The sequence below is a fragment of the Lysinibacillus sp. GbtcB16 genome (genome assembly GCF_019091145.1).
GTDB classification, from domain to species: domain Bacteria; phylum Bacillota; class Bacilli; order Bacillales_A; family Planococcaceae; genus Lysinibacillus; species Lysinibacillus fusiformis.
The window spans coordinates 1-231 of sequence record NZ_JAGXJV010000945.1; the positions used below are offsets into that span (position 1 = coordinate 1).

General features: G+C 48.5%; 1 protein-coding gene. It reads left to right on the plus strand.

Going from position 1 to position 231, the window contains the following annotated elements; translation table 11 throughout:
* Positions 1-39 precede the first annotated feature (39 nt).
* The coding region (locus KVT27_RS26410) for a GNAT family N-acetyltransferase (protein ID WP_254636316.1) at positions 40-231 on the plus strand (192 nt) is incomplete at its 3' end.

The following is a 231-nucleotide window of genomic DNA, read 5'->3' on the forward strand; positions in this document are numbered from 1 at the left end:
AAGGGCTTTATGGTATTGGCGTAAGAGGATGATCAGGATTTGTTAGTTGGAGTTGCAAGTGCCATTGATATAATGGGACTCCATACGTATGAGTGGACACTAGTGGTGACACCTGCATATCGCCAAAAGGGGATTGGGACTGCATTAGATGTAGGCATACAAGTCGGGCTAAAAGAGCGAGGGGCAGAGGGGCAGTTAGGTGTTGTGATTGATGGTACCCCACATGGGCAC